Below are 241 nucleotides of genomic sequence, written 5' to 3'. Positions count from 1 at the left end.
GTCTTCTTTTTGTACACCTATCAGCTTTAAAGCAAGGTGAATCGCCGCTGTTCCTGAGGATAAAGCCGCGCCTGTCTTCACTCCTGCATAGTCCGCTACTGTCTGCTCAAATTCATTCACAAGCGGTCCAAGCGGCGCAATCCAGTTGCTCTTGAAGGCTTCCTCTATTTTGAGATACTCTTTTCCGCTCATATGCGGAGGAGATAAGTACATTCGCTTCTTTTCTTTCATCACTTTCCAC

At 46.5% G+C, this 241-nt stretch carries 1 protein-coding gene; it reads right to left on the bottom strand.

The window, feature by feature from the left end; translation table 11 throughout:
• Window positions 1-231: DegT/DnrJ/EryC1/StrS family aminotransferase (locus tag AC0IXA_RS28045; RefSeq protein ID WP_471815000.1), on the bottom strand; the 231-nt coding region annotated here is incomplete at its 3' end.
• Window positions 232-241 lie beyond the last annotated feature (10 nt).

Source organism: Pseudomonas sp. AC083, assembly GCF_979253165.1.
This window is presented reverse-complemented; position numbering and strand designations above follow the sequence as displayed.